Below are 18,183 nucleotides of genomic sequence, written 5' to 3'. Positions count from 1 at the left end.
CAGGGTCAGGGTTTCAGTTCCAGGGCGATGGCGCCCAGCTCGTGTTCACCGCGAGCGGTCAATTGCTCGGCCTTCTGCGGCGGCCACTGGAAGGGGATGCGCAGCAGCTCGCGGCCGCCGACTTCGCGTGCCGCTTCCACCACCACCGCATACTGGCCGGGCTTCAGGCCGGCCAGCGGCTTGGCGGCGGCATCGAAGCGCAGGGCATGCTTGCCCACCGGCTTGGTGGCGCCACTGACGCCGTCGACCGGGAAGGTCTGGTTGCGGCCGCTGCGGCGCCACCACTGGCGCATGTCCTTGAGCCATTCGGTGCCTTCGTTGTTCTTCTTGGCCACGTCGTACCAGACGGCCAGGTCGGCGGCCACGCTCTGGTCGGGGTTCTCGATCCAGATGGCGACGTAGGGGCGGTGGTACTCGGCCACGTCCAGCCGCGGCACTTCGATGGACAGGCCGATGTCGGCCGCGTGGGCCGTTCGGGCGATCAGGCCGGCCAGCATGGCCGACAGCAACAGCTTGCGCATGGATATCTCCAGGGCGGATCGGATGGATCAGTGAATGAAAAGCAGCGCCAGTACCAGCGGGATCACGACGCCCAGGCCGACCATGGGCCAGGTGGCGCCGCGGTTGCCCGCGTGCATCTTGAGCAGTACCAGCCCGGTCAGGGCAAAGACCAGACAGGCGATGGCGAAGATGTCGAGGAACCAGCTCCAGGCCAGGCCGGTGTTGCGCCCCTTGTGCAGGTCATTCAGATAGGCGATCCAGCCGCGCTCGGTGCGTTCGTATTCGATGTCGCCGCTGGCGCGATCGATGGACAGCCAGGCGTCGCCGCCGGCGCGCGGCAGCGACAGGTAGACCTCGTCGGCCGACCATTCGGCCGGCCTGCCGCCGGTGGCCGCGCCCAGTTCGCGGTCGAGCCAGTCGGCCACGGCGACGGGCAGCGGGGCCTTTTTCTGTCCATCGGGCGCCGTCAGTTGCGCCCGCACGGTGTCGGGCAAGCGGGCCTCGCGCGTGGTGACGACGGCCTTCGATTCGATGTGGGAGGCGTTGTTCAGCGTCAGCCCGGTGATGGCGAACAGCAGCATGCCCAGCAGGCACAGCGCCGAGCTGATCCAATGCCATTGGTGCAGCGTCTTGAGCCAATAGGCCCGGCGGCGGGAGGAGGCGTGACTGTCCATGGGGGGCTGGAATTCAAGGGCCGGAGTCTAACATCCAATGAGAATGAATCTTATAAAACACATCGTTAATGTGCGAAGGAGATTTCAATCGGTTTCGGACGGATCGGGGCGGGGCTAAGATAAAGCACCCGTTACACACCACCGGAGGTCGTCATGCTTGACTCGCAAGTCGTGGATCAGATCGGTCGTCACTGGGGTTGGGTGGCATTGCGCGGCGTCGTCGCCATCCTGTTCGGCCTGATGGCCATGTTCATGCCGGCGATCACCTTGTCGGCGCTGGTGCTGGTGTGGGGCGCGTTCGCGCTGGCCGACGGCGTGCTGGCGCTGATCGCCGGCATCCGCATCCGCGAGCGCGGCAAGCCGCTGTGGGCGCTGATCATCGTCGGCCTGTTGGGCGTGGCGGCCGGCATCGTCACCTTCCTGTGGCCAGGCCTGACGGCGTTGATCCTGCTCTACATCATCGCCATCTGGGCGCTGGTGGCGGGTGTGTTCCAGATCGTCGCCGCAATCCGCTTTCGCAAGGAAATCCGCAACGAGTGGTTCCTGGCGCTGTCCGGCCTGGTATCTATCCTGTTCGGCGCCATGCTGGTGTTGCAGCCGGGCGCCGGCGCACTGGCCCTGGTGTGGGTCATCGGCATCTACGCCGTGTTCTTTGGCATACTGCTGCTGGTCTTTTCCTTGCGCCTGAAGCAGCACCGCGCGCCCTGAGTCCATGTCCGCCTACCAGACCCTGATTCCCCTGAACTTCCTGGCCGTGGGCCTGGGCGCCATGTTCGGCGCCTGGGCGCGCTGGCTGGTCAGCCTGTGGCTCAACACCGAGTCGTGGCCCTGGGGCACGCTGGCGGTCAATCTGGCCGGGGGATATCTGGTGGGACTGGCGCTGGCGCTGGTGGCCGGCCATCCCGAATGGCCGGCCTGGGTGCGGCTGGGGGCCATCACCGGTTTCATGGGCGGGCTGACCACGTTTTCGACTTTCTCGGCCGAAACCGTGGCGATGCTCGAGCGCGGCGCCTATGGCGGCGCGCTGGGCTACGCCGGCTTCAGCCTGTTCGGGTCCCTGTTGCTGACGGGCCTGGGACTGGCGACGGCCAACCTGTTGCGCTGAATCTGCCGCTGCCCGCGCCAAGGCGGCGCGGCGCGCGCGCCGATATGCGCCGGCGCATTGCCATGGGCGCTGCGCGCCTCAGTCGTCCGCCCGCGGATTCAGCACCCGCGCCGCGTCCAGGCCGCTGCGCACCGCGCCTTCCAGCACGCCGGGGTAGCCGGTGTCGGTCCAGTCGCCTGCCAGCGCCAGCGTCGGCCACGGCGTGCTGTTCAACGGCCGGGTCAGGCCCGGCACGGCCGCAAAGGTGGCGCGCTTTTCGATGAACAGTTCCGCCGCCGCGACTTCCGGCATCGGCGGCAGCCGCTGCGGATAACCGGCGGCCTGCTCGGCCACCTGGTCGATGAGGGCCTCGATGGCCTGCTGGCGGTTGCGTTCGGCCAGACCGGTGGCCGCGCTCGCCACCACCGCCAATTCACCGGCCTGGGCGTCGCCGGCCAGTTGCGCGCGGTCGAACAGCCATTGGCCGATATGGCCGCGGCCCGGTTCCTCGCGCAGCATCATCATGGGTTCGGGCAGGCGCCACGGGCCGGCCAGGCGCAGGTTGAGGGTGGCGATCGGCAGATAGTCGAAGGCCCGCAGCGCGTCCAGCAGGCCGGTCGCGCCCACTGCGCGCAGCGGCGCATCCAGCAGGCGCGCGGCGAACGCCGGCGGCACCGCCAGCACGGCGGCGTCGAAACGTTCCTGGTTGATGTCGATGCCGTCTTGCGAGGGCCGCAGCTGGCGCACCGTGCTGCCGTAGCGCATCGTGACCTGGCGCGCGGCGGCGTCGGGCCACAGCGCAGACAGGTCGGTGCAGGGCAGCAGCAGGTCGCTGTCTTCACGGCGGCCGGCCAGGCTGTCGCGCAGCACGCGGGCGAACAGCGCGGCGCTGGCGCTGGCCACCGGCGTGTTTAGCGCGGCCAGGCACAGCGGTTCCCAGACCTGGCGGATCAGGGCGTCGGACTGCGCGTGATAGTGCAGCAGCTGCTGCACGGTCCAGTCGCGCGGCGGGGTCCAGGACATGGCGCGCAGGCCGCGCATCAGGCGCAGCGTGGCGTAGCGGTCGGCCCACGACAGGCCGCGCGCGCCCAGGATCGCCACCGCCATGTGCAGGGGCGCGGGCAGGCGCGGCGCCGACAGGCGGAAGCGCCCATCCAGGCTGGCCAGCCGCAGCGGGCGGCGCATCAGCAGGGCATCGGGATTGCGGCCCACGCGGCGCATCAGCGCCAGCGTGTGCTTGTAGGCGCCCGACAGCAGGTGCTGGCCGTTGTCCAGCGGCGATTCGAAGCCATCATGGAATACGCGCCGGGCGCGGCCGCCGGGCGTGTGGCCGGCTTCGAACACGGTGACCTTGGCGCCGGCCTCGCGCAGGGCGACGCTGGCCGCCAGGCCCGCCCAGCCGGCGCCGATGACCGCGGCCTTCACCGCGCCAACCGGCGGACCAGCCCGCGTCCGCCGCCCACCCAGGTTTTCCACGCCAGCCACAGCTTGCGCAGCGGCGTCAGCGAGATGCGCTGGTGCAGCACCTGCCAGTTGTCGCGCTCGATCTCGTCGAGCAGGGCATGGTAGATCGCCGCCATCATCAGGCCGGGGCGCTGCGCGCGCCGGTCGGCTTCGGGCAGGCTGCGCATCGCCTCGCGGTACAGCTCGCGGGCGCGCTCGGCCTGGAACTTCATCAGCGCCGAGAAGCGTTCGGAATATTCGCCGTTCAGGATGTCCGAGGCCTTGACCTCGAACTGCTGCATGTCGTTGACCGGGATGTAGATGCGGCCGCGGCGGGCATCGTCGCCGACGTCGCGGATGATGTTGGTCATCTGGAACGCCAGGCCGAGCTTCTCGGCGTAGACCAGCGTGGCCGGATCGGTGTAGCCGAAGACGCCGGCCGACAGTTCGCCGACCACGCCGGCGGCGTGCCAGCAATACTTGCGCAGGCCGGGCCAGTCCAGGTAGCGGGTCTGGTCCAGGTCCATTTCCATGCCGTCGACCACCGCCAGCAGGCGCTCGCGGGTGATCGAACAGCTTTGCAGGTGCGGCTGCAGCGCGCGGGTCACGGGATGGTCGGGCTTGCCGTCGAACATCTGGTCGACCTGCGTGCGCCACCAGGCCAGCTTGATGCGCGCCAGCGACGGGTCGGTGCATTCGTCCACCACGTCGTCGACCTCGCGGCAATAGGCGTACAGCGCCGTGATGGCGCGACGCCGCTCGGGCGGCAGGAACAGGAAGGAATAGTAGAAGCTGGAACCGCTCTTGGCGGCTTTCTCCTGGCAGTACTCGTCAGGGGTCATAGTTGGCAGGGCCGGTTGCTTACTTGATGGAGCGCCAGAGCATGATGGCCCAGTCCTTGGCGCCCAATTCGGGTCGGTTCATGAATACATCGTAGCCGCTCGCCTCGATCCGCTCCAGCACGCGCAGCCCGCCTTGCACCACCAGGCGCAGCTCCAGGCCGATGCGGCCCGGCAGGCGGCGCGCCAGCGGAGCGCCGAAGTGTAGCAGTGCGCGGGCGCGTTCCACCTCGAACGCCATCAGGGCGCGCCAGCCCGGCGTCAGGCGGCAGGCGGCCAGGTCCTCTTCCGAGACGTCGAAGCGGTTCAGGTCTTCCTGCGGCAGGTAGACGCGGTGCTTGTGCCAATCGACCCGCACGTCCTGCCAGAAGTTCACCAATTGCAGCCCGGTGCAGATGGCGTCCGATTGTTCCACGTCGCGCGGATCGGTGGCGTCGAACAGGTGCAGCATCAGCCGCCCGACGGGGTTGGCCGAGCGGGTGCAGTAGTCGGCCAGCGTGGCGTAATCGTCGTAGCGCTTGACGCTGATGTCCTGCTCGAAGGCCGACAGCAGGTCGTAGAAGGGCGTGATGGGCAACTGGTGGCGGGCGATGGTGGCCGCCAGCGGCACGAAAATGCCGGCCAGTTCGGGGGCGCCGGGGGCCGGCACCGCGCCCGGTTCGGCGCCGATACGATGCAGCTCGGCGCGGAATGCGGCCAATTGGGCCAACCGTTCGTCGTCGCTGGCCGCGCCTTCGTCGGCGATATCGTCGGCGGCGCGGGCGAACCGGTACAGATCGGTCACGGCGCCACGCAGCCGACGCGGCAACAGCAGCGAGGCGACGGGAAAATTCTCGTAGTGATCGATGGGCATGGGTCTGGTCCTGCGGGGTTGCTTTTTTGCGCGGCGCTCCGGCCGCGCCGGCGCAAGTGCGGCCCAGGCGGGAGGCCGACCCATTTTAGATGACCGGCGCGCCCGCGGCCCCGCGCCGCCGCCGCGCCGATCAGTTAGACTTAAGCGCCACAGGATCTCATACCATGCCCCGCCCAATTTCCGCCACCGTTTCCGTTTCCGCCCTGGCCCACAATCTGGCCGCCGTGCGCCGCCACCTCGACCAGACCGCCGCCGCCGCGTCCGGCGTGGCGCCGTCGATCTGGGCGGTGATCAAGGCCAATGCCTACGGCCACGGCATCGAGCAGGCGGTCGCCGGCTTCTCCAAGGCGCAGGGCCTGGCCATGCTCGACCTGGACGAAGCGGTGCGCTGCCGCGAGGCCGGCTGGGGCGGGCCGATCCTGCTGCTCGAAGGCTTCTTCAATCCGTCCGATCTCGACATCGTCGACCGCTACCACCTGAGCGTCACGGTGCACCAGCGCGAGCAGCTCGACATGCTGGCCCGCGCGCGCCTGTCGCGGCGGGTCGACATCATGCTCAAGCTCAACAGCGGCATGAACCGGCTGGGTTTTTCCCCGGCCGCCTATCCCGCCGCCCACGAGCGCGCGCTGCTGCTGCAACAGCAGGGCGTGATCGGCTCGCTCGGCAAGATGACCCATTTCGCCTGCGCCGACGGTCCCCAGGGCATCACCGAGCAACTGGCCGTGTTCAATTCGGTGACGCATAAGATGGCGGCGGGACCCATCAGCGTCTGCAACTCCGCGGCCACGCTGCGCTTTGCCGAGATCGCCGTGGGGTCCGAGGCCCAGGCGCACTGGGTCCGCCCCGGCATCTGCCTGTACGGCGCCTCGCCATTCGCCGACGCCGAGGCCGCCGCCTTCGGCCTCAAGCCGGCCATGTCGCTGCGCTCCGAGATCATCGCGGTGCAGGAATTGAAGGCCGGCGATTCGGTTGGCTACGGCGCGCTGTTCCGGGCCGACCGGCCCATGCGGGTCGGCATCGTGGCCTGCGGCTACGCCGACGGCTATCCGCGCCACGCCGCCACCGGCACCCCGGTGGTCGTGGCCGGCATCCGCACCCGGTTGGTGGGCCGGGTTTCGATGGATATGCTGATCGTCGACCTGGACCCGATTCCGGCCGCGGGCGTCGGCGCCCCGGTTTCGCTGTGGGGCGAAGAGGGGCCGTCGGTGGACGAAGTCGCGCTGGCGGCCGGCACCATTGGTTACGAGCTGCTCTGCGCCCTGGCGCCCCGCGTCCCGGTCACCCGGGACGCCTGATGCGTTCCGGCGCGGTCGCTGGCCACCCCTTGATCGTTTTTTGAGCACTCCAGGCGCGTTTTTCCGGCGCCTGGGCAGCGGGCGCCTTCCAAGCGCCTGATTTTTCTCCGGAAAGCCGCGCGCCCGATCCGAGGCGGAGGGTGCCCGGCACGCAAGAATTGCTACGCAATTTACAAGACAGGTAACGCCGGATGGTGTCTACTTGAAGACCGGGCGCCCAAGCGCCCGTTTTCGCCCCAGTAACGAACAACGAGGTTTCGATCCATGAAGGACAAATGCGTGCTCATCACGGGCGCCACCAAAGGCATAGGCTGGGCCCTTACTCAGCGGCTGTCCGACATGGGTTGTCATGTGGTCGGTATCGCGCGCAATACCGGCGATGTGGACTTTCCCGGCTACCTCTATGCCTGTGACCTGGCCGACGCCGGCCGCACCGAGGAAGTGCTGCGCGAGATCCGCGAGAAATTCCCGGTCGATGCCGTGGTCAACAACGTCGGCATCGCCTCGCCCCAGCCGCTGGGCGAGATCGACCTGGCCACCCTCTACAACGTGCTGGACCTGAACGTGCGCGTCGCCGTGCAGGTCACCCAGGCCTTCATCGAATCGATGAAAGCGCGCCGTGCCGGCCGTATCGTCAACGTCTGCAGCCGCGCCATCCACGGCGGCCTGGAACGCACCGCCTATTCGGCCGCCAAGAGCGCGCTGGTCGGCTGCACCCGCACCTGGGCGCTGGAGCTGGCCGAATACGGCGTGACCGCCAACGCGGTGGCGCCGGGCCCCATCGAAACCGAGATGTTCCGCGCCACCCGCCCGGCGGGCAGCGAAGGCGAAAAGCGCGCGCTGGCCTCGGTGCCGATGAAGCGCCTGGGCACGCCGGCCGAAGTGGCCGCCGCCATCGCCTTCCTGCTGTCGGACGACGCCGGCTTCATCACCGGCCAGGTGCTGGGCGTGGATGGCGGCGGCAGCCTGGGCGGCCGCTCCTGATCGCCCGGATGGGGCCAGGCGGCACGGCCCATCTGGCTACACCGTTCCTGGCCTCCGATGGAAAAACCGGCGCCCGTGGGCGCCGGTTTTTTCTGTTGCTTCCCGCCGGGCTCAGTACGGCCCGCCGGCCTTGCCGACCGGCTTGAGGTCCTTGAACTCGCCGGCCAGCTTTTCGGCCGCGCGCGCCAGCAGCACCGCGTCCACGCCCACCGCGACGAAGGTCGCGCCCAGCGACAGATAGTGCCTGGCCTGCGCCACGCCGCTGTGCAGGATGCCGGCCGCCTTGCCCGACTTGACGATGCGGCCGATGGCCGCGTCGATGGCGCGGGTGACTTCGGGATGCTCGGGCTGGCCCAGGTAGCCCATGCTGGCCGACAGGTCGGCCGGGCCGATGAAGGCGCCGTCGACGCCGTCCACCGCCAGGATGGCTTCCAGCGCATCGACGCCGCGCGGCGTCTCGATCTGCACCAGCACGCACATCTCGTCGTTGGCGCGCTCCAGGTAGTTGGGGATGCGGTTCCAGCGCGACGAACGCGCCAGCGCGCTGCCCACGCCACGGATGCCGGCGGGTGGATAACGCACCGCGGCCACGGCGGCGGCGGCCTCTTCGGCCGACTGCACCATCGGCACCAGCAGCGTCTGGGCGCCCGTGTCGAGGATCTGCTTGATCTGCACCGGGTCGTTCCAGGCCGGGCGCACCACCGGCGCCACCGGATAGGCGGCCACCGATTGCAGCTGCGCCAGCGTGGTCTGCAGCGTGTTGGGGGCGTGCTCGCCGTCGATCAGCAGCCAGTCGAAGCCGGCGCCGGCGAGGATCTCGGAGGTGTAGGCGCTGGCCAGCCCGGCCCACAGGCCGATCTGGGGCGTGCCGGCGCGCAGCGCGCGCTTGAACTGATTGGTCAGGATATCCATGGGCCGCGTTGAGGTCAGATGAAATGGCAGTTGACGGAGCCGAGCACGCCGTAGTCGACGTTGAAGGTGTCGCCGGGGCGCGCGGCCACCGGACGGGTGAAGGACCCCGACAGGATGATCTCGCCCGCTTCCAGCGCCACGTCGTGCGCGGCCAGCTTGTTCGCCAGCCATACTACGCCATTGGCGGGATGGTTCAAGACGCCGGCGGCCACGCCGGTTTCTTCGATCACAGCGTTGCGCGACAGGATCGCGCCGATCCAGCGCAGGTCCAGTTCGCCGATCTTCACCGGCCGGCCGCCCATCACCACGCCGGCGTTGGCCGCGTTGTCGGCGATGGTGTCGAACACCTTGCGCGGGCGCTTGCTGTCGGGGTCGATGCCGTGCGAGCGGGCATCGATGATCTCCAGCGCCGGGATCACGTAGTCGACCGCGTCGTACACCTGGAACAGCGTCACGTTCGGGCCTTGCAGGCGCTTGCCCAGCACGAAGGCCAGCTCCACTTCCAGGCGCGGCAGGATGAAGCGGCCGGCGGGAATGTCGCCGCCGTCCTCGAAGAACATGTCATCGAGCAACATGCCGAAATCGGGCTCGTCGATCTGCGACGACAGCTGCATGGCGCGCGAGGTCAGGCCGATCTTGTGGCCGCGCTTGACGCGGCCTTCGCCCAGCTTGATGTCCATCCAGGCGCGCTGGATGGCGTAGGCGTCGGCGATGGTGATGTCGGGGTGCTCCAGCGAGATCTGGCGGATCTGCTGGCGGCTGCGTTCGGCGTCGTGCAGGCGCGCCGCCAGGGCGCGCACGGTGGAAGTGTCAAGCATGCGGGGAATATCCAGGTAAGGGAAATCAGGCGGGGCAGGGCACCAGCGTGTTGACGAGCCGGCCGATGCCGTCGATTTCGGTCACGACCTCGTCGCCCGGCTGCACGTTGACGATGCCGTCGGGCGTGCCAGTCAGGATCAGGTCGCCGGGCGACAGCGTCATGAAGCCGCTGAAGTAAGCGATCAGGGCGGGGATGTCGAACACCATGTCGCGGGTGTTGCCGCGCTGGGTCTCGACACCGTTGACTGTGGTGCGCAGGTCCAGGTTCATCGGGTCGGCCACGTCGTCGCGGTCCACCAGCCACGGCCCCAGCGGCGTGCAGGTGTCGCGGCTCTTGACGCGCAGGTTGGGGCGATACCAGTTTTCCAGGTAGTCGCGCAGCGCGTAGTCGTTGGCCACGGTGTAGCCGGCCACGTAGTCGTAGGCCTGCGCGCGCGTCACGTTGCGGGCGGTCTTGCCGATCACCACGGCCAGTTCGCATTCGTAGTGCATGAAGCCCACGTCGGCCGGCCGCAGCGTGCGCGCGCGATGGCCGACGAAGGTGTTGGCGGCCTTGAGAAAACCCAGCGGTTCGGCCGGCGCCTTGAACGCCAGTTCCTTGGCGTGGTCGGCATAGTTGATGGCCAGCGTGAAGGTGGTGCGCGGCTCGATCGGCGGCAGCCAGGTCACCGCGTCCTCGGCCAGCAGGCGGCCGTCCGCCAGGCGGATCTGGCCGTTGCCAGCGTCGGTGGCGGCGTGGATGGCGCCTTCGTAGGCGATGCGTGCGTGTTTCATGGCGGGTTCCGTGAGGGCGCCTCAGGCGCCGGCGATGAGCGTGTTGCCGAGCGCGCCGACCTGGGCGATGCGGATTTCGTAGCGTTGCCCGGCGTGCGCCAGCGGGGCGTCGGCGCGGGCGCCGGCCAGCAGGATGTCGCCGGGTTCGAAGCTCATGAATTCGGTGACGTCGGCGATCAGGCGCGCCACCGGCCGCACCAGGTCGGCGGTGCTGGCGCGCTGTGCCAGCGCGCCGTCGACCCAGACCTCGATGCCGAGCGCGTCGGGATCCGGCACCGCCGCGACCGGCGCCAGTTCGCGGCCGATCGGGCAGAAGCCGTCGCGGCACTGCTGCTTGAGCGCGGGCCGGAAATAGCTGTCGTGCGGCGCCGACAGGTCGGCCACCACGCGATAGCCGGCCACGTGGGCCAGGGCCTCGGCTTCGCTGACGCGGCTGGCGCGGCGGCCGAACACGATGCCCAGGCTGGCGCCGATGCGCACCTCGGGCACGTCGGCCGGCAACGCGATCGCATCGCCGTCGGCGGCATAGGTGTTGGCCGGCTTGATGTACAGCACCGGCGCGCGCGGCGCGGCCTGGTAGGGCGGCGCATTCATCGCCTCGCCCAGCGCGGCCAGCGCCTGGCGCGTATTGAGCGCCGCGCCCGCAACGGTGCGCGGCAGCGCGGCGGCGCGGGCCGCCAGGTATTCGCGATAGTTGCTGTGCTTGTAGTTGAGCACCGCGTCGGCTTCCTCGACCTGCAGCGACAGGCCCAGCGGCCGGCGCGCCATTTCCGGCGCCAGCGCGTCGCGCAGGGCCTGGAACGTGCGCTCGCCCAATGCCGCCTGCTGCGCGGCGCTGCGGCCGTGGCCGATGCGCAGCAGCACGTGCACGAAAGCGTTGTCGGGATGGCCGTCGGCGATCAGGTAGTCATCGATCCGCACGGCGCGGCTGCGGGCGCCCGCCAGCGGATACAGGCTGCCGTCGCCCACGGCGGCGTCCTGGACCGCGCGCATCAGGGCGCGGGTGTCCAGGTCGAGGTTGGCGGAATACTCAATCCAGATATGGGGCATGGCAGGCGCGGGACCGGGCCGATATAGTTAGCATGTTAATCATAATAGTGAAAAACCGAGGCCGCGGCAATCGACGCGGCTGGCGCGCGACAGGGGTTTTCCGCCGTTGACAGGGGCGCGAAGGCAAGCATAAAGTTAACTCGTTAACTAAATTTTCGCATCGCCGCCGGATTCCCTCCGGCGGCCATCGCGGGACCCGAGGAGACGCACGTGAGCATCAAGCACTGGATCAACGGCAGGCAGGTCGATAGCGCCGACCGCTTCACCACCTTCAACCCGGCCACGGGCGAGGCCATCGACGAAGTGGCCGCCGGCGGCCAGGCCGAGATCGATGCCGCCGTTGCGGCCGCGGCCGAGGCCTTTCCCAGGTGGGCCGGCACGCCCGCCAAGGAGCGCGCGCGCCTCATGCGGCGGCTGGGCGAACTGATCGACCGCAATGTGCCGCACTTGGCCGAGCTGGAAACGCGGGACACCGGCCTGCCGATCTCGCAGACGCGCAAGCAGCTGATCCCGCGCGCCTCCGAGAACTTCACCTTCTTCGCCGAAGTCTGCACCCGCATGAACGGCCACACCTACCCGGTGGACGACCAGATGCTGAACTACACGCTCTACCAGCCGGTGGGCGTGTGCGCGCTGGTATCGCCCTGGAACGTGCCTTTCATGACCGCGACCTGGAAGACCGCGCCCTGCCTGGCGCTGGGCAATACCGCCGTGCTGAAGATGTCGGAGCTGTCGCCGCTGACGGCCGACCAGCTCGGCCTGCTGGCGCTGGAAGCCGGCATTCCGCCCGGCGTGCTGAATGTGGTGCAGGGCTATGGCGCCACCGCCGGCGACGCGCTGGTGCGCCATCCCGGCGTGCGCGCGATCTCGTTCACCGGCGGCACCGTCACCGGCAAGAAGATCATGGCGAGCGCGGGCGGCATCAAGAAGTTCTCGATGGAGCTGGGCGGCAAGTCGCCGGTGCTGGTGTTCGACGACGCCGACGTCGAGCGCGCGCTGGACGCCGCGCTGTTCACCATCTTCTCGCTCAACGGCGAGCGCTGCACCGCGGGCTCGCGCATCTTCGTGCAGGAATCGATCTACGATGACTTCGTGCGCCGCTTCGCCGAGCGCGCCAACCGCCTGGTGGTGGGCGACCCGACCGATGAAAAGACAAACGTGGGCGCGATGATCACGCGCCAGCACTGGGAAAAGGTCACCGGCTACATCCGCCTGGCCGGCGAAGAGGGCGCGCGCATCCTGGCCGGCGGCGCCGACGCGCCGCAGGGCATGCCGGCGCACCTGGCGGGCGGCAACTTCGTGCGTCCCACCGTGCTGGCCGACGTCGACAACCGCATGCGCTGCGCCCAGGAAGAGATCTTCGGCCCCGTCGCCTGCCTGATTCCGTTCAAGGACGAGGCCCATGGCCTGGCGCTGGCCAACGACGTCAAGTATGGCCTTGCCTCTTACATCTGGACCAGCGACATCGGCCGCGCCCACCGGCTGGCGCGCGGCATCGAGGCCGGCATGGTGTTCATCAACAGCCAGAACGTGCGCGACCTGCGCCAGCCGTTCGGCGGCACCAAGGAGTCCGGCACCGGCCGCGAGGGTGGTGAATACAGTTATGAAGTGTTTGCCGAGATCAAGAACGTCTGCGTCTCGATGGGCAGCCACCACATTCCGAAGTGGGGCGTCTGAAGGACGCCCGGATACCGAGAACAACAGGAGACAAGCATCATGGGCAAGCTCGCGCTGGCGGCCAAGGTAACGCATGTGCCGTCCATGTATCTATCTGAAATGCCCGGCCGCCATCACGGTTGCCGCGAGGCCGCCATCGAGGGCCATCGCCGCATTGGCCAGCGTTGCCGCGACCTGGACGTCGACACGCTGGTGGTGCTGGACGTGCACTGGCTGGTGAACGCCGGCTACCACATCAACTGCAACGAACGCTTCGCCGGCCGCTACACCAGCAACGAACTGCCGCACTTCATAAAGGACATGGACTACGCCTACCGCGGCGATCCGGCGCTGGGGCGGCGCATCGCCGAATGCGCCGGCGCCGCCGGCGTGCCTGCCCGCGCGCACGAGATCGCCAGCCTCGAACTGGAATACGGCACGCTGGTGCCGATGCGCTACATGAATGGCGACGACCGCTTCAAGGTGGTGTCGGTGGCGGCCTGGTGCGCCTGGCACGCGTTGGACGACAGCCGTCGCTTCGGCGCGGCCCTGCGGCAAGCCATCGAGCAGAGCGACAGCCGCGTGGCGGTGCTGGCCAGCGGCTCGTTGTCGCACCGCTTCAACGATAACGGCAGCCCCGAGGCCGCCATGCACCAGATCAGCCGCGAGTTCTACCGCCAGGTCGACCTGCGCGTGGTGGACCTGTGGCGCCAGGGCGACTGGAAGACCTTCTGCGCCATGCTGCCGGAATACGCCGAGCTGTGCGTGGGCGAGGGCGGCATGCATGACACCGCCATGCTGCTGGGATTGCTGGGCTGGGACGCCTACGACCGGCCGGCCGAGATCGTCACCGACTACTTCACCAGTTCGGGCACGGGGCAGATCAACGCCATCCTGCCCGTGCCCGACTGATTCATTCCGAGGCGGGGTCGCGCTTGATCAGCTCGACCATCGCGTCGACGTCGGTGTACAGGCGCTCGAGCAATTCCTTGCCGATCCGGTCTTCGATTTCCTGGTACTTGGCGTCCACTTGCGGACGCATGCGGTCGATCAGCTTGTTGCTCTTGGGCGTCAGGGAAATCTCCTGGCGCCGCTGGTCCGCGCTCGAACGCACCCGCTTGATCAGGCCCTGTTCCTCCATGCCCGCCAGCATGCGCGTTAGGCTGGGGCTGAGGATCTGGCAACTGCGGGCGATCTGGTTGGGCTCCATCGCGCCCACTTCGCTCAGGGTGCGCAACACCCGCCATTGCTGCTCGGTGACGCCGGCGGCATGCAGGATGGGCCGGAAATGCGCCATCAGGGTTTCGCGCGCGTAAAGCAGCAGGTGGGGGAGGTTGCGGTGGTGGAAGCTGGGACTCATGGCGGCTATGTTAGCAAGAAGCCGTTCTTTTTCTGTTTGATTTCCGGGGACATCAACGTCCAGGCCCGCGACGGGCGCGGGCCTGGCAAACGAACGGGGGAAGGAAAAAAGGGTCAGGAAGCCGGGTTCTGCTGCGCCAGTTCCTGCAGGTCGTCGGGCAGCGTCAGGTCTGGCGCGCCTTGCTGCAGTTCACGCAGCGCGGCCACGGCGTCTTCCTGCTGATCGTCCTGCATCAAGGCACGGATGTGCGCCACGCGCGCCTCGATGTCCTGGTCGCTGAAGGCAACGGGCTCGGCGCTGGCGGTTTGTTCGGCCGCGGGCTCCAGCGCCGCCGCCTGGGGCGCCGGCTCGGCCGTGGCCAGCTGGGGCGGGACGTTGGCTTGCGACTCGGCCGGCGGTTGCGCGGCGCGCTGGATTTCCGGGGCGGCCGCCTGCTGCGGCGCGGGCGCGTCGGTGCCCACCAGGCGCGGTGCCGGCGCGCGTTCGGGGCTGGCCTCGGCTTCCTGCGACACGGCCAGTTGCGGCGTCATGTCGATCATCTCGGCGTTTTCGCGCATGTCGGTCCAAGCGAACAGGCCGGCCACCAGCGCCGCGCAGGCGGCCGCGGCCCAGCCCGGGTGCCAACTGTGGCCGGGATGCCAGGTGCGGCGCACGGCCGCGTCCAGTTCGGGGCTGCCGCCGGTCCTGGGCTTGCGATACACGGCGCGCAAATCCAGTTCGTCGTCTTCGTCGAAGGGGGGGCGATAGGCAATGCTCATGCGCGTACTCCTCGCGCAGACGCCTGGTGGCAGGGCGCATGCGCGTTTGACCTTTGCCCGCGCCGCGCCGGTGGTCCGGCGATCTCGTCCAGGCTGGGGGTCGTGTTCCGGTTTAGGTGGCCGCATGCACGGCCGACAGCTTGCAATGCGCCGCGATTTCCGTCGTGCCGTCGGGGTGGACGGCGGCGCCGGGTATGCCGCCATATAACCGACGGTTCAACATTGCGCATCACCCGGTGATTATGCGCGATTTGCAGAAATCTGCCAGTGAATTTCTTGTGTTTGCATGGTGTAACTGCATGGTGTCCCTGTTTCTGCAAGCAGATTGAAAGCGGTATGCACCGGCATGGGGCCAAATGGGCTGGAAAAGCGGTGTCGCGGCCGCGCGCTGGCGACCCCGCGGCCCGCCTGCTGCCGGTAAACTTGCGCCCATGGCCAAGACCCGAACCGTATACGTGTGCGCCGAATGCGGCGGCACCACCCCGAAATGGCAAGGCAAGTGTCCGCACTGCAATGCCTGGAACACCCTGGAAGAAACCGTCGAATCGTCCGCGCCCGCGGCGGCCGCCTCGCACCGCTACGCGCCGCTGGCCTCCAGCAGCCCCGTGCGCAGCCTGTCCGAGATCGAGGCGCGCGAAACCCCGCGCACCCCCACCGGGCTGGAGGAATTCGACCGCGTGCTGGGCGGCGGCCTGGTGGCCGGCGCCGTGGTGCTGATCGGCGGCGATCCCGGCATCGGCAAGTCGACCCTGCTGCTGCAGGCGCTGGCGTCGCTCTCGGAAAGCACCAACGTGCTTTATGTCACGGGCGAGGAATCGGCCGAGCAAGTGGCGTTGCGCGCGCGCCGGCTGGGTTTGCAGACCGGCAACGTCAACCTGCTGGCGGAAATCCGCCTGGAGGCGATCCAGGCGGCGGTGTCCGAGCAGAAGCCCAGCGTAGCCGTGATCGACTCGATCCAGACCCTCTACAGCGGCGAACTGACCGCCGCGCCCGGCTCGGTGTCGCAGGTGCGCGAGTGCGCCGCGCAATTGACGCGCCTGGCCAAGCAGACCGGCATCGCCATCGTCATGATCGGCCACGTCACCAAGGACGGCGCGCTGGCCGGACCGCGCGTGCTCGAACACATCGTTGATACGGTGCTGTACTTCGAGGGCGACACGCACTCGTCGTTCCGCCTGGTGCGCGCCTTCAAGAACCGCTTCGGCGCGGTCAACGAGCTGGGCGTGTTCGCCATGACCGACCGCGGCCTGCGCGGCGTGGCCAACCCGTCGGCGCTGTTCCTGTCGCAGCACGAGCAGCAGGTGGCCGGCTCCTGCGTAATGGCCACGCAGGAGGGCACCCGTCCGCTGCTGGTCGAGATCCAGGCGCTGGTGGACAGTTCCCACGCGCCCAATCCGCGCCGCCTGACGGTCGGCCTGGAGGGCAACCGCCTGGCGATGCTGCTGGCGGTGCTGCACCGCCATGCCGGCGTCTCGACCTTCGACCAGGACGTGTTCGTCAACGCCGTGGGCGGGGTGCGCATCACCGAGCCCGCGGCCGACCTGCCGGTGCTGCTGGCCATCATGTCATCGCTGCGCGACCGGCCCCTGCCGCGCGGGCTGATCGCCTTCGGCGAAGTCGGCCTGGCGGGCGAGATCCGGCCCGCGCCGCGCGGCCAGGAACGCCTGCGCGAAGCCGCCAAGCTGGGCTTCTCGATCGCGCTCATCCCCAAGGCCAATGCGCCGCGCCAGCCCATCGAGGGGCTGGAGATCTGGGCGGTGGACCGGCTCGACGCCGCGCTCGACAAGCTGCGCTGACGGGAGCCTCACGTGAGTCTGTTGCTGATCGCCCTGTGCCTGGGCGCGGGGTGCCTCATTGGCTTCATGGGCGGCGTGCTGGGCATCGGCGGCGGCATGATCGCGATTCCGGCGCTGGTGCTGCTGATGGGCATGTCGCAGCAGCTGGCGCAGGGCACCGCGCTGATCATGGTGCTGCCCACCATCATGATGGCGGTGCGCAAGTACAACCAGCAGACCCGCATCGACCGCCGCGTGGCGCTGGCGGGCGCGGGCGGCGCGGTGGTGTTCACCTGGGTCGGCGCGCGGCTGGCGCTGGGCATCGATTCGGGCGTGTTGCGCCTGAGCTTCGCCGTGTTCCTGTTCTTCATCGCGCTGTTCTACGCCTGGCAGACTTGGCGCGCCGGCCGCGCCCGGCGCGCGCCCAGGGCCGGCGGCAACGCCCCGGTGTTCACGCCGCGCCGCGCCACCGCGCTGGGCGTGCTGTGCGGCACGCTGGGCGGCTTCTTCGGCGTCGGTGGCGCGGTGTTGGCGGTGCCCATCATCACCACGGTGTTCCGGCTGCCGCAGACCACCGCGCAGGCGCTGGCGCTGTGCATGGTGATCCCGGGTTCCGCGGTGGCGCTGGTGACGTACTCATGGGCCGGCCAGGCCGACTGGCTGGTGGGCCTGCCGCTGGCGGCGGGCAGCCTGCTGTTCGTGCCGGTCGGCGTGCGGCTGGCCTATCGTCTGCCTGAACGCAAGCTGAGAGCCAGCTTCGCGGCGATGCTGTTCGCCACCGTGGCGCTGCTGGTATTTGAAAGCTGAGCGCCGCTCGCCGGGAGTCGATTGTCACGATCCCATGACGAAGCGTTAACGTCGGAAAGGGCGCGAAAATTTCCCACGGCGCGCTGAACCTTCGGCGGGGGGCCGGTTCCAACGGAGTACGGGTCATGCGGCGATGTTGCCGCCCCGTGTCGGAAAGGCCAGGGGCCAGCCCCGGGCTTTCACCATTAGGAGTTCATGTAATGACGACCCACTCCCGTATCGCTGCGTTCCTGTCCACTTCGGCCTTGTGCCTCGGCCTTGCCGCCGCGCCTTCGGCGTTCGCGGCGGGCGCCGATGCCACGACCAAGTCGGGCGAAACCAAGACCCAGGCGCAGCACAAGCATCACAAGTCCGACAAAACGTCCGCCAAGCAGGGCACCGAGAAATCGGGCGCCGCCAAGATGGACAAATCGGGCACCGCCACGGCGCCCGCGAAGTAAGGCAGTCACGCAGCATCGGACCGCGAGGTCCGGCAGTTCCTTTGCACGACGGACGGGTTTTCGGGCCTGGAAGTCGAAAGCCTCTCGGTATGGGCGCCGGGAGGCTTTTTCGTTTGTATTGCCTGCGTTTGTGTTGCCCGTATTCGAGCCACTTGCGTG

20 protein-coding genes are annotated in these 18,183 nt (G+C 68.8%); 9 read left to right on the top strand and 11 right to left on the bottom strand.

Annotated elements, in window-relative coordinates; translation table 11 throughout:
- Positions 1–5: 5 nt before the first annotated feature.
- Both ACVN9Z_RS25800 and ACVN9Z_RS25795 read right to left on the bottom strand, forming a co-directional pair.
- On the bottom strand, positions 6–521 hold the full coding sequence (locus tag ACVN9Z_RS25800) for a DUF2271 domain-containing protein (protein ID WP_054471725.1): 516 nt from the start codon (positions 519–521) through the stop codon (positions 6–8).
- A gap of 27 nt (positions 522–548) precedes the next feature.
- Positions 549–1,175, bottom strand: a complete 627-nt coding sequence (locus tag ACVN9Z_RS25795; protein ID WP_054482155.1) for a PepSY-associated TM helix domain-containing protein — start codon at positions 1,173–1,175, stop codon at positions 549–551.
- Positions 1,176–1,328: 153 nt separating this feature from the next.
- On the opposite strand from ACVN9Z_RS25795, the gene ACVN9Z_RS25790 reads away from it, so the two are divergent.
- Entirely contained in the window at positions 1,329–1,883 is a 555-nt protein-coding gene (locus ACVN9Z_RS25790; RefSeq protein ID WP_006384303.1) for an HdeD family acid-resistance protein, read from the top strand.
- Positions 1,884–1,887: 4 nt separating this feature from the next.
- Positions 1,888–2,280, top strand: a complete 393-nt coding sequence (gene crcB / locus ACVN9Z_RS25785; RefSeq protein WP_269878267.1) for a fluoride efflux transporter CrcB — start codon at positions 1,888–1,890, stop codon at positions 2,278–2,280.
- Positions 2,281–2,358: 78 nt separating this feature from the next.
- On the opposite strand, the gene hpnE is transcribed toward crcB, so the two are convergent.
- Genes hpnE through hpnC form a run of 3 tightly spaced genes read right to left on the bottom strand, consistent with a single transcriptional unit; the run spans position 2,359 to position 5,394 of the window.
- The gene (hpnE, locus tag ACVN9Z_RS25780; protein ID WP_020928474.1) at positions 2,359–3,684 is read right to left on the bottom strand and encodes a hydroxysqualene dehydroxylase HpnE; all 1,326 of its coding nucleotides are present in this window, start codon (positions 3,682–3,684) and stop codon (positions 2,359–2,361) included.
- Entirely contained in the window at positions 3,681–4,544 is an 864-nt protein-coding gene (gene hpnD, locus ACVN9Z_RS25775; RefSeq protein WP_006384298.1) for a presqualene diphosphate synthase HpnD, read from the bottom strand. Before hpnD ends, hpnE begins: the two co-directional genes overlap by 4 nt.
- Positions 4,545–4,563: 19 nt before the next feature.
- Positions 4,564–5,394, bottom strand: a complete 831-nt coding sequence (gene hpnC, locus ACVN9Z_RS25770) for a squalene synthase HpnC (protein WP_006384297.1) — start codon at positions 5,392–5,394, stop codon at positions 4,564–4,566.
- A gap of 164 nt (positions 5,395–5,558) precedes the next feature.
- On the opposite strand from hpnC, the gene alr reads away from it, so the two are divergent.
- Positions 5,559–6,689 carry an alanine racemase gene (alr, locus tag ACVN9Z_RS25765; RefSeq protein ID WP_006384296.1) on the top strand — a complete coding sequence of 377 codons (1,131 nt, stop codon included), beginning with the start codon at positions 5,559–5,561 and terminating at the stop codon, positions 6,687–6,689.
- Positions 6,690–6,953: 264 nt separating this feature from the next.
- The gene (locus ACVN9Z_RS25760) at positions 6,954–7,673 is read left to right on the top strand and encodes an SDR family oxidoreductase (protein ID WP_020928472.1); all 720 of its coding nucleotides are present in this window, start codon (positions 6,954–6,956) and stop codon (positions 7,671–7,673) included.
- Positions 7,674–7,784: 111 nt separating this feature from the next.
- Here ACVN9Z_RS25760 and hpaI read toward each other — a convergent pair whose 3' ends face one another.
- Genes hpaI through ACVN9Z_RS25740 form a run of 4 tightly spaced genes read right to left on the bottom strand, consistent with a single transcriptional unit; the run spans position 7,785 to position 11,228 of the window.
- Positions 7,785–8,585, bottom strand: coding sequence for a 4-hydroxy-2-oxoheptanedioate aldolase (gene hpaI, locus ACVN9Z_RS25755; protein ID WP_054471728.1), 801 nt, complete (start codon positions 8,583–8,585; stop codon positions 7,785–7,787).
- A 14-nt stretch (positions 8,586–8,599) separates the two neighbouring features.
- Positions 8,600–9,403, bottom strand: coding sequence for a 2-oxo-hept-4-ene-1,7-dioate hydratase (gene hpaH, locus ACVN9Z_RS25750; RefSeq protein WP_006384293.1), 804 nt, complete (start codon positions 9,401–9,403; stop codon positions 8,600–8,602).
- A 25-nt stretch (positions 9,404–9,428) separates the two neighbouring features.
- A complete protein-coding gene (locus ACVN9Z_RS25745; protein ID WP_006384292.1) occupies positions 9,429–10,178 on the bottom strand; it encodes a fumarylacetoacetate hydrolase family protein in 750 nt (249 codons plus the stop codon).
- 21 nt (positions 10,179–10,199) lie between these two features.
- Positions 10,200–11,228, bottom strand: coding sequence for a fumarylacetoacetate hydrolase family protein (locus tag ACVN9Z_RS25740; RefSeq protein WP_076469102.1), 1,029 nt, complete (start codon positions 11,226–11,228; stop codon positions 10,200–10,202).
- 210 nt (positions 11,229–11,438) lie between these two features.
- On the opposite strand from ACVN9Z_RS25740, the gene hpaE reads away from it, so the two are divergent.
- Both hpaE and hpaD read left to right on the top strand, forming a co-directional pair.
- Complete coding sequence (gene hpaE, locus ACVN9Z_RS25735) at positions 11,439–12,905, top strand: 5-carboxymethyl-2-hydroxymuconate semialdehyde dehydrogenase (RefSeq protein ID WP_054497536.1); 1,467 nt, start codon at positions 11,439–11,441, stop codon at positions 12,903–12,905.
- A gap of 39 nt (positions 12,906–12,944) precedes the next feature.
- Positions 12,945–13,796, top strand: a complete 852-nt coding sequence (hpaD, locus tag ACVN9Z_RS25730; RefSeq protein ID WP_006384289.1) for a 3,4-dihydroxyphenylacetate 2,3-dioxygenase — start codon at positions 12,945–12,947, stop codon at positions 13,794–13,796.
- A gap of 1 nt (position 13,797) precedes the next feature.
- Here the strand turns inward: hpaD and hpaR are convergent, their stop codons facing one another.
- Both hpaR and ACVN9Z_RS25720 read right to left on the bottom strand, forming a co-directional pair.
- Positions 13,798–14,244: a homoprotocatechuate degradation operon regulator HpaR gene (gene hpaR / locus ACVN9Z_RS25725; RefSeq protein WP_006384288.1), complete on the bottom strand. Its 447-nt coding sequence runs from the start codon at positions 14,242–14,244 to the stop codon at positions 13,798–13,800.
- Positions 14,245–14,357: 113 nt separating this feature from the next.
- On the bottom strand, positions 14,358–15,002 hold the full coding sequence (locus ACVN9Z_RS25720; RefSeq protein ID WP_020928470.1) for a hypothetical protein: 645 nt from the start codon (positions 15,000–15,002) through the stop codon (positions 14,358–14,360).
- Between the two features lie 431 nt (positions 15,003–15,433).
- On the opposite strand from ACVN9Z_RS25720, the gene radA reads away from it, so the two are divergent.
- From radA to ACVN9Z_RS25705, 3 genes are all read left to right on the top strand, one after another.
- Positions 15,434–16,798 carry a DNA repair protein RadA gene (gene radA, locus ACVN9Z_RS25715; RefSeq protein ID WP_026384454.1) on the top strand — a complete coding sequence of 455 codons (1,365 nt, stop codon included), beginning with the start codon at positions 15,434–15,436 and terminating at the stop codon, positions 16,796–16,798.
- 12 nt (positions 16,799–16,810) lie between these two features.
- On the top strand, positions 16,811–17,584 hold the full coding sequence (locus ACVN9Z_RS25710; RefSeq protein WP_020928467.1) for a sulfite exporter TauE/SafE family protein: 774 nt from the start codon (positions 16,811–16,813) through the stop codon (positions 17,582–17,584).
- A 200-nt stretch (positions 17,585–17,784) separates the two neighbouring features.
- Entirely contained in the window at positions 17,785–18,024 is a 240-nt protein-coding gene (locus tag ACVN9Z_RS25705; RefSeq protein WP_006384018.1) for a hypothetical protein, read from the top strand.
- The last annotated feature ends 159 nt before the right edge of the window (positions 18,025–18,183 follow it).

The organism is Achromobacter sp. KK8 (assembly GCF_054188005.1).
This window is presented reverse-complemented; position numbering and strand designations above follow the sequence as displayed.

Bases quoted from the DNA above. Each gene is read 5' to 3' on its own strand.
- ACVN9Z_RS25800 (WP_054471725.1), bottom strand. From the start codon at position 521: ATGCGCAAGCTGTTGCTGTCGGCCATGCTGGCCGGCCTGATCGCCCGA.
- ACVN9Z_RS25795 (WP_054482155.1), bottom strand. From the start codon at position 1,175: ATGGACAGTCACGCCTCCTCCCGCCGCCGGGCCTATTGGCTCAAGACG.
- ACVN9Z_RS25790 (WP_006384303.1), top strand. From the start codon at position 1,329: ATGCTTGACTCGCAAGTCGTGGATCAGATCGGTCGTCACTGGGGTTGG.
- crcB (WP_269878267.1), top strand. From the start codon at position 1,888: ATGTCCGCCTACCAGACCCTGATTCCCCTGAACTTCCTGGCCGTGGGC.
- hpnD (WP_006384298.1), bottom strand. From the start codon at position 4,544: ATGACCCCTGACGAGTACTGCCAGGAGAAAGCCGCCAAGAGCGGTTCC.
- hpnC (WP_006384297.1), bottom strand. From the start codon at position 5,394: ATGCCCATCGATCACTACGAGAATTTTCCCGTCGCCTCGCTGCTGTTG.
- alr (WP_006384296.1), top strand. From the start codon at position 5,559: ATGCCCCGCCCAATTTCCGCCACCGTTTCCGTTTCCGCCCTGGCCCAC.
- ACVN9Z_RS25760 (WP_020928472.1), top strand. From the start codon at position 6,954: ATGAAGGACAAATGCGTGCTCATCACGGGCGCCACCAAAGGCATAGGC.
- hpaI (WP_054471728.1), bottom strand. From the start codon at position 8,585: ATGGATATCCTGACCAATCAGTTCAAGCGCGCGCTGCGCGCCGGCACG.
- hpaH (WP_006384293.1), bottom strand. From the start codon at position 9,403: ATGCTTGACACTTCCACCGTGCGCGCCCTGGCGGCGCGCCTGCACGAC.
- ACVN9Z_RS25745 (WP_006384292.1), bottom strand. From the start codon at position 10,178: ATGAAACACGCACGCATCGCCTACGAAGGCGCCATCCACGCCGCCACC.
- ACVN9Z_RS25740 (WP_076469102.1), bottom strand. From the start codon at position 11,228: ATGCCCCATATCTGGATTGAGTATTCCGCCAACCTCGACCTGGACACC.
- hpaD (WP_006384289.1), top strand. From the start codon at position 12,945: ATGGGCAAGCTCGCGCTGGCGGCCAAGGTAACGCATGTGCCGTCCATG.
- hpaR (WP_006384288.1), bottom strand. From the start codon at position 14,244: ATGAGTCCCAGCTTCCACCACCGCAACCTCCCCCACCTGCTGCTTTAC.
- ACVN9Z_RS25720 (WP_020928470.1), bottom strand. From the start codon at position 15,002: ATGAGCATTGCCTATCGCCCCCCCTTCGACGAAGACGACGAACTGGAT.
- radA (WP_026384454.1), top strand. From the start codon at position 15,434: ATGGCCAAGACCCGAACCGTATACGTGTGCGCCGAATGCGGCGGCACC.
- ACVN9Z_RS25705 (WP_006384018.1), top strand. From the start codon at position 17,785: ATGACGACCCACTCCCGTATCGCTGCGTTCCTGTCCACTTCGGCCTTG.